The organism is uncultured Endozoicomonas sp. (genome assembly GCF_947495845.1).
Taxonomy (GTDB): Bacteria; Pseudomonadota; Gammaproteobacteria; order Pseudomonadales; family Endozoicomonadaceae; genus Endozoicomonas.
Genome location: NZ_CANMAO010000102.1, coordinates 1 through 514, shown reverse-complemented (window position 1 = coordinate 514; position 514 = coordinate 1). Strand labels below are relative to the sequence as shown.

Annotated in this window: 1 rRNA gene; it reads left to right on the top strand. The window is 52.3% G+C overall.

The annotated features are described in order from the left end of the window. Nucleotides 1-514, top strand: a 23S ribosomal RNA gene (locus Q1B11_RS20270); the annotation flags it as partial.

The window sequence follows — 514 nt, the reverse complement described above, 5'->3', positions numbered from 1 at the left end:
AGTCGCTGGGATTAGACCCGAAACCGGGCGATCTATCCATGGGCAGGTTGAAGATTGAGTAACATCAATTGGAGGACCGAACCGACTATCGTTGAAAAGCTAGCGGATGACTTGTGGATAGGAGTGAAAGGCTAATCAAGCCCGGAGATAGCTGGTTCTCCTCGAAAGCTATTTAGGTAGCGCCTCGTGTATCACCATTGGGGGTAGAGCACTGTTTGGGCTAGGGGGTCATCCCGACTTACCAACCCCATGCAAACTCCGAATACCAATGAGTGCAATCACGGGAGACACACGGCGGGTGCTAACGTCCGTCGTGGAAAGGGAAACAACCCAGACCGTCAGCTAAGGTCCCAAAGTTCTAGTTAAGTGGGAAACGATGTGAGAAGGCCCAGACAGCCAGGAGGTTGGCTTAGAAGCAGCCACCCTTTAAAGAAAGCGTAATAGCTCACTGGTCGAGTCGGCTCGCGCGGAAGATTTAACGGGGCTCAAACTAGACACCGAAGCTACGGGTACT